8 protein-coding genes are annotated in these 7,147 nt (G+C 62.7%); 5 read left to right on the plus strand and 3 right to left on the minus strand.

All coding sequences use genetic code 11. The features are described from left to right. Positions 1 to 184: 184 nt before the first annotated feature. From dnaJ to grpE, 3 genes are all read right to left on the minus strand, one after another. On the minus strand, positions 185 to 1,324 hold the full coding sequence (dnaJ, locus tag MRY84_RS09100; protein WP_291505409.1) for a molecular chaperone DnaJ: 1,140 nt from the start codon (positions 1,322 to 1,324) through the stop codon (positions 185 to 187). An 84-nt stretch (positions 1,325 to 1,408) separates the two neighbouring features. Next, positions 1,409 to 3,358: a molecular chaperone DnaK gene (gene dnaK / locus MRY84_RS09105; protein WP_291505410.1), complete on the minus strand. Its 1,950-nt coding sequence runs from the start codon at positions 3,356 to 3,358 to the stop codon at positions 1,409 to 1,411. A gap of 100 nt (positions 3,359 to 3,458) precedes the next feature. Beyond that, on the minus strand, positions 3,459 to 4,010 hold the full coding sequence (gene grpE / locus MRY84_RS09110; RefSeq protein WP_291505411.1) for a nucleotide exchange factor GrpE: 552 nt from the start codon (positions 4,008 to 4,010) through the stop codon (positions 3,459 to 3,461). A gap of 303 nt (positions 4,011 to 4,313) precedes the next feature. On the opposite strand from grpE, the gene rpsF reads away from it, so the two are divergent. The 5 genes from rpsF to dnaB all read left to right on the plus strand — a co-directional run. Beyond that, positions 4,314 to 4,694 (plus strand): 30S ribosomal protein S6, encoded by a 381-nt coding sequence (gene rpsF / locus MRY84_RS09115; RefSeq protein ID WP_142147482.1) that lies wholly within the window; start codon positions 4,314 to 4,316, stop codon positions 4,692 to 4,694. Between the two features lie 18 nt (positions 4,695 to 4,712). Next, complete coding sequence (gene priB / locus MRY84_RS09120; protein ID WP_291505412.1) at positions 4,713 to 5,003, plus strand: primosomal replication protein N; 291 nt, start codon at positions 4,713 to 4,715, stop codon at positions 5,001 to 5,003. A gap of 17 nt (positions 5,004 to 5,020) precedes the next feature. After that, on the plus strand, positions 5,021 to 5,302 hold the full coding sequence (rpsR, locus tag MRY84_RS09125) for a 30S ribosomal protein S18 (protein WP_005795932.1): 282 nt from the start codon (positions 5,021 to 5,023) through the stop codon (positions 5,300 to 5,302). Between the two features lie 12 nt (positions 5,303 to 5,314). Then, the gene (rplI, locus tag MRY84_RS09130; RefSeq protein WP_291505413.1) at positions 5,315 to 5,767 is read left to right on the plus strand and encodes a 50S ribosomal protein L9; all 453 of its coding nucleotides are present in this window, start codon (positions 5,315 to 5,317) and stop codon (positions 5,765 to 5,767) included. A 180-nt stretch (positions 5,768 to 5,947) separates the two neighbouring features. Continuing rightward, the coding region (gene dnaB / locus MRY84_RS09135) for a replicative DNA helicase (RefSeq protein ID WP_291505414.1) at positions 5,948 to 7,147 on the plus strand (1,200 nt) is incomplete at its 3' end.

Here is a 7,147-nt window from a genome sequence, read left to right on the forward strand (position 1 = left end):
GTCATGCAATGGCCATGGTATGCGCTGCGCCGTGACATCAGGGCTCAATCCGGGGTCTTCTCAGCCCCGGCTTGATGCGCATCAAGCGTTCCATCGAATTTCTGGCATGCAACAACAGCCAGCCCGGGCATAAAAAAACCGCCAGGCCGGGTGGCTCTGGCGGTAGGGCAGGGGTCAATCGCGGTCAGCTGAAGAAGTTCTTCAGCCGGTCGGTCCAACTCTCGCCGCTGGGGGAGTGGCGCGCGCCGCCCTTCTTGAGCGACTCTTCGAGTTCGCGCAGCAGCTTGCGCTGGTGCTCGGTGAGCTTGACCGGTGTCTCCACCGCGATGTGGCAGTACAGGTCGCCGGGGTAGCTGGCGCGCACCCCTTTGATACCCTTGCCGCGCAGGCGGAATTGCTTGCCGGCCTGCGTGCCTTCCGGGATGTCGATGGCCGCCTTGCCTTGCAGCGTGGGCACCTCGATCTCGCCACCGAGCGCCGCCGTGATGAAGCTCACGGGCACCTGGCAGTGCAAATCGTCGCCGTCGCGCTCGAAGATGTCGTGCTTCTTCAGGCGGATCTCGATGTAAAGGTCGCCTGGCGGGCCGCCGTTGGTACCCGGTTCGCCATTGCCCGTGCTGCGGATGCGCATGCCATCGTCGATGCCGGCAGGAATCTTCACCTCCAGCGTCTTTTGCTTCTTGATCTTGCCCTGACCGTGGCAGGTGGTGCAGGGCTCGGGGATGATCTTGCCCGTGCCGCGGCAGTGCGGGCAGGTCTGCTGCACGCTGAAGAAGCCCTGGCGCATCTGCACCGTGCCCGACCCTTGGCAGGTGCCGCAGGTCTTGGCGCTGGTGCCGGGCTTGGCACCGCTGCCGTGGCAGGTGTCGCAGCTCTCCCAGGACGGGATGCGGATCTGCGCATCCTTGCCACGCGCGGCCTCTTCGAGCGTGATCTCCATCGCATAGCTCAGGTCGCTGCCGCGGTACACCTGGCGGCCGCCGCCGCGGCGCCCGCCCTGCTGGCCGAACATGTCGCCAAAGATGTCGCCAAACGCCTCGGCAAAGCCGCCAAAGCCTTCCGCGCCCGCGCCGCCGGGGCCGCGCATGTTGGGGTCGACCCCGGCGTGGCCGTATTGGTCGTAGGCCGCCCGCTTTTGCGGGTCGGAGAGCATCTCGTAGGCCTCCTTGGCCTCCTTGAACTTCTCCTCGGCCGGCTTGGCGGCATCCCCCTGGTTGCGGTCAGGGTGGTGCTTCATCGCCAGCTTGCGATAAGCCTTCTTGATTTCTTCGTCCGAGGCGTTCTTGGGAACGCCCAGGACTTCGTAAAAGTCTCGTTTGGACATATTGATTCGGAACCCGGTTGGAACAGGAACGCCGCGCAGCCCGTGACGAGCATTGCGCGGCGGCTCGGGTCAACGGGGGCTCGCTCAGCCCTTCTTGACTTCCTTCACCTCGGCGTCGACGACGTTGTCGTCATCTGCGGGCTTGCTCGATGCACCGGCCGATGCCCCAGCGGCGTCTGCACCGCCGGCAGCTTGGGCTGCCTGCGCGGCTTGCGACTCGGCGTACATCTTTTCGCCCAGCTTCTGGCTGGCAGCCATCAGCGCCGTCATTTTCTCGTCGATCGCGGCCTTGTCGTCACCCTTCAGGGCTTCTTCCAGGGCCTTCACGGCAGCGGTGATCGCGTCCTTTTCACCGGCCTCGAGCTTGTCGCCGTGCTCGGCCAGGCTCTTGTTCACGCTGTGCACGGCGGCCTCGCCCTGGTTCTTGGCTTGCACCAGTTCCAGCTTCTTCTTGTCGTCGGCTGCGTTGAGCTCGGCGTCCTTCACCATCTTCTGGATTTCTTCTTCCGACAGGCCCGAGTTGGCCTTGATGGTGATCTTGTTTTCCTTGCCCGTGCCCTTGTCCTTGGCGCCCACGTGCAGGATGCCGTTCGCGTCGATGTCGAACGAGACCTCGATCTGTGGCACGCCACGCGCTGCGGGCGGGATGCCTTCCAGATTGAACTCGCCCAGCAGCTTGTTGGCGCTGGCGATTTCACGCTCGCCCTGGAACACCTTGATGGTCACCGCAGGCTGGTTGTCATCGGCCGTCGAGAAGGTCTGCGCGAACTTCGTCGGGATGGTCGTGTTCTTGGTGATCATCTTGGTCATCACGCCGCCCAGGGTCTCGATGCCCAGCGACAGCGGCGTCACGTCCAGCAGCAGCACGTCCTTGCGGTCGCCCGACAGCACCTGGCCCTGGATGGCGGCACCCACGGCCACGGCTTCGTCCGGGTTCACGTCCTTGCGGGGTTCCTTGCCGAAGAATTCCTTCACCTTCTCCTGCACCTTGGGCATGCGGGTCATACCGCCCACCAGGATCACGTCATGGATGTCGGACACGGAGACGCCAGCGTCCTTGATGGCCATGCGGCAGGGTGCGATGGTGCGCTCGATCAGCTCTTCCACCAGGCTTTCCAGCTTGGCGCGGGTGAGCTTGATGTTCAGGTGCTTCGGCCCCGAGGCATCGGCCGTGATGTAGGGCAGGTTGATGTCGGTGGCAGCACTGTTGGACAGCTCGATCTTGGCCTTTTCGGCGGCTTCCTTCAGGCGCTGCAGGGCCAGCACGTCCTTGGACAGGTCCACGCCTTGTTCCTTTTTGAACTCGGCAATGATGTAGTCGATGATGCGCTGGTCGAAGTCTTCGCCGCCCAGGAAGGTGTCGCCGTTGGTCGACAGCACTTCGAACTGCTTCTCGCCATCCACGTCGGCGATTTCGATGATGGACACGTCGAACGTGCCGCCACCCAGGTCATACACGGCAATCTTGCGGTCGCCCTTTTCCTGCTTGTCCAGGCCGAAGGCGAGGGCTGCAGCCGTGGGTTCGTTGATGATGCGCTTGACGTCCAGGCCCGCAATGCGGCCGGCGTCCTTGGTGGCCTGGCGCTGTGCGTCGTTGAAGTACGCGGGCACGGTGATGACGGCTTCCGTCACGGGCTCGCCCAGGTAGTCCTCGGCCGTCTTCTTCATCTTGCGCAGGATGTCTGCGGACACCTGCTGGGCCGAGATCTTGTTGCCACGCACTTCGATCCAGGCATCGCCGTTGTCGGCAGCCACGATCTTGTAGGGCATCAGGTCGATGTCCTTTTGCACTTCCTTTTCGGTGAACTTGCGGCCGATCAGGCGCTTGACTGCGTACAGCGTGTTCTTGGGGTTGGTCACGGCCTGGCGCTTGGCCGAGGCGCCGACGAGGATCTCGCCGTCTTCCTGGTACGCGACGATGGAAGGCGTGGTGCGTGCGCCTTCGCTGTTCTCGATCACACGGGTGCTGTTGCCCTCCATGATGGAAACGCAGCTGTTCGTGGTGCCGAGGTCAATGCCGATGATTTTTCCCATGATTTTTCTCCGAATGCTGGAATGGTTTGGATGGCTAGTAACTTGTGGATAACTTGCGTCGCTTCAAGTCGTCCCTCTCGATAAATTTGTCTTAAAGCAATTACTTCGGCGCCGCGACGGTGACCAGCGCGGGGCGCAGCACGCGCTCGGCGATCACATAGCCTTTTTGCAGCACGGCCACGACGGTGTTGGCCTCTTGCTCAGCAGGCACCATGCTGATGGCCTGGTGCTGGTGGGGGTCGAACTTGGCGCCGGGCTCGGGGTTGATGGCCAGCACCTTGTTGCGTTCGAGCGCTGAAGTCAGCTGGCGCAAGGTGGCGTCTGCCCCTTCGCGCAATTGCTGAGGGGTCGCCTCCTTGATGGCCAGCGCAGCATCCAGGCTGTCGCACACCGGCAGCAGGCTTTCGGCAAAGCTTTCGATGCCGAACTTGCGGGCTTTGGACACTTCCTCCTCCGCGCGGCGGCGGGCGTTTTCGGCCTCGGCCTTGGCGCGCAGGAACTGGTCGGCCAGATCGGCACTTTTGGCTTTCAGCTCGGCCAACTCGCCCTGCAGGCGGGCCAGCTCGTCGGAGGCGTGGGCAGCCATGGCGGCTTCGACTTCTTCGGGGGCGGGGGCGCCTTGGGGCGGGGTGGATTGGCTGGTGTCGGACATGTTGTGGAAGGAAGATAAATAAACAGTACGCGCGGCACTTGAGGGCATCCGGCGGCAAATCAAGGCCCTGTGCAGGGACATTGTCATGGGCCGGTTGCCCGGGTGCCCTGAGTGAAGCATGTCGGCGCAACCGGTTGTTTTACAAGAGCTTGCACCGCAGCGGCGCCTGTCTTGCCGGCTTGGCTGCAGCCCCCAAGGTCGCAGAGAGTGTACAAGCGGGATACTACCGGGCTATAATCGCCGGCTTTCCCTTGCCACACCACTTCTGGACGCGGTGGGTGGTCTTACCCAAAAGGAGTCTGCATGCGTCATTACGAAATCATTTTGTTGATCCACCCGGATCAAAGCGAACAAGTTCCTGCCATGCTGGAACGTTACAAGGGCATGATCACCGCTGGCGGTGGCAAGGTGCACCGCGTGGAAGACTGGGGCCGTCGTCAACTGGCGTACCTGATCAACAAGCTGGCCAAGGCCCACTACCTGTGCGTGAACATCGAAGCCGACCAGGCTGTGATGGCTGAACTGGAGCACGCCTTCAAGTTCAACGACGCCGTGCTGCGCCATCTGACGGTTCAGAAGAAGAAGGCCGAAACCGGCCCTTCCTCCATGATGAAGACCGTGGAGCGCGAAGAAGCCCGCAAGGCCAGCCAGGCTGAATACGCCGCTGCCGGCGAGCGCGCCTAAGCCCCCGTCGCCCAAGGAGTGCAGAACCGCGTTGTCTTGACCGCTTGTATCGCAGAGGCTGAGTCCCTGCGCTACACCCCCGCCGGATTGCCCGCCATCACGCTGCGGCTCGAGCATGAGTCCCGGCAAACCGAAGCAGGGCAGTCCCGCGAAGTCAAGGCCGCCATGAAAGCCGTCGCCTTTGGTGCGATGGCCGAGCGCTTGGCAAGGCAGAACATCGGAAGTCTCTGGACTTTCAGTGGATTTCTGGCCACCCCGCGCAATGGCAAGAACGCGATTCTTCACATCCAGGATATTCAACAAAATTAATTTTCAAGGGGTCCGCAATGGCCACGTTCAAGAAGTTCAACAAAGACAAGCGCCCAAAGCGCAACACCCAGTCCCTGCTGTTCAAGCGCAAGCGCTTCTGCCGCTTCACGGTGACGGGCGTTGAAGAAATCGACTACAAGGATGTCGACACGCTGCGCGATTTCATTGCCGAAAACGGCAAGATCATCCCCGCACGCCTGACCGGCACGCGCGCCATTTTCCAGCGTCAGCTGAACACCGCCATCAAGCGCGCCCGCTTCCTGGCCCTGGTGCCTTACAGCGACCAGCACAAGATCTAAGGAGCACAACCCATGCAAATCATTCTGCTCGACAAGGTTGTGAACCTCGGCAACCTGGGTGAAATCGTCAAGGTCAAGGACGGTTACGCTCGCAACTTCCTGATCCCTTCGGGCCGCGCCCGCCGCGCCACTGAAGCTGCCAAGGCAGAGTTCGAAGCCAAGCGTGCTGAACTCGAAAAGGCCGCTGCCGCCAAGCTGGCAGAAGCCCAAGCCCAAGGCGAGAAGCTGGCCGGCACCACCGTCAAGCTGACGCAAAAGGCTGGCGTGGACGGCCGTCTGTTTGGTTCCGTGACCAACCACGACATCGCCGAAGAGCTGAACAAGCAAGGCTACAAGGTTGCCAAGTCGCAAATCCGCCTGCCCAACGGTCCCATCAAGGTCGTGAGCGATAGCACGGTTTCGGTGGCACTGCACACCGATGTGGTCGTGGACGTGACCGTGTCGGTCTACGGCGAAACGGCCTGATACACCCTCGGGTGTTCTCCTAAGCCGCCCTCGGGCGGCTTTTGTCTTTTGGTTCGCGCTTTTTGTACATGATTGCCCACGGGTCATCCACGGATTACCCACAGGCTTGTCCCCAGACGGTGGCGCCGCGCACGATGAGCGCGGCATGGCCGCTGTCCGGTCTGCCCGGAGAAACCTCTCATGTCTGCTGTATTTCCCCTGCTCGATGAACCGGGCTTCACGCCCGCTGCGGACCGCGAAATCGCCCAGCTGCGCGTGCCGCCGCACTCCATCGAGGCGGAGTCGAGCGTGCTGGGCGGCTTGTTGCTGGACAACAATGCGTGGGATCGCGTGGGCGACTTGCTGGTGGAAAGCCATTTCTACCGCCACGAGCACCAGCTGATCTACACCGCCATCGGCGCGCTGATCAACGCGAGCAAGCCGGCCGACGTGATCACCGTGTTTGAGCACCTGCAGAACCTCGGCAAGGCGCAGGAGGTGGGCGGGCTGGCATACCTGAACAACCTCGCGCAGTACGTGCCGAGCGCCAGCAACATCCGGCGCTATGCGGAAATCGTGCGCGAGCGGGCCATCCTGCGCAAGCTGGTCACGGCCAGCGATGAAATCTCCACCAACGCGTTCAACCCCCAGGGCAAGACGGTGGAGCGTATCCTGGACGAGGCGGAAGCCAAGATCTTTGCCATCGGGGAAGAGGGCTCCCGCACCAAGCAGGGTTTTCAGTCGCTCGACACGCTGGTGATCGATCTGCTGGACAAGGTGCAGGAGATGGCGGACAACCCGGTGGATGTGACCGGCATTCCCACCGGCTTTGCCGATCTGGACCGCATGACCTCGGGCCTGCAGGCCGGCGACATGATCGTGCTGGCCGCGCGCCCCTCCATGGGCAAGACCTCGTTCGCGGTGAACATCGCCGAGCACGTGGCGCTCAACGAAGGCCTGCCGGTCGCCATCTTCTCGATGGAAATGGGCGCGGCTCAGTTGGCGGTTCGTATTGTGGGCTCCATCGGCCGCGTGAACCAGGGGCACCTGCGTACCGGCCAGCTCACCGACGACGAATGGCCGCGCCTGACCGAGGCCATTGAAAAGCTGCGCACCGTGTCGCTGCACATCGATGAAACGCCGGGCCTCACGCCCAGCGAACTGCGCGCCAATGCCCGTCGCCTGGCGCGCCAGTGCGGCAAGCTCGGCCTGATCGTGGTGGACTACCTGCAGCTCATGAGCGGCTCGGGCAGTGGTGGCAGCGACAACCGCGCGACCGAGCTGGGCGAAATTTCCCGGGGCCTCAAGATGCTGGCCAAAGAACTGCAGTGCCCGGTGATCGCGCTGTCCCAGCTCAACCGTTCGGTGGAGCAGCGCACTGACAAGCGCCCCATGATGTCC

The organism is Acidovorax sp. (assembly GCF_022763525.1).
Lineage (GTDB): Bacteria > Pseudomonadota > Gammaproteobacteria > Burkholderiales > Burkholderiaceae_C > Acidovorax.

Excerpts from the sequence above, each read along its gene's own strand:
- dnaJ (WP_291505409.1), bottom strand. The coding sequence starts at position 1,324 with ATGTCCAAACGAGACTTTTACGAAGTCCTGGGCGTTCCCAAGAACGCC.
- dnaK (WP_291505410.1), bottom strand. The coding sequence starts at position 3,358 with ATGGGAAAAATCATCGGCATTGACCTCGGCACCACGAACAGCTGCGTT.
- grpE (WP_291505411.1), bottom strand. The coding sequence starts at position 4,010 with ATGTCCGACACCAGCCAATCCACCCCGCCCCAAGGCGCCCCCGCCCCC.
- rpsF (WP_142147482.1), top strand. The coding sequence starts at position 4,314 with ATGCGTCATTACGAAATCATTTTGTTGATCCACCCGGATCAAAGCGAA.
- rpsR (WP_005795932.1), top strand. The coding sequence starts at position 5,021 with ATGGCCACGTTCAAGAAGTTCAACAAAGACAAGCGCCCAAAGCGCAAC.
- rplI (WP_291505413.1), top strand. The coding sequence starts at position 5,315 with ATGCAAATCATTCTGCTCGACAAGGTTGTGAACCTCGGCAACCTGGGT.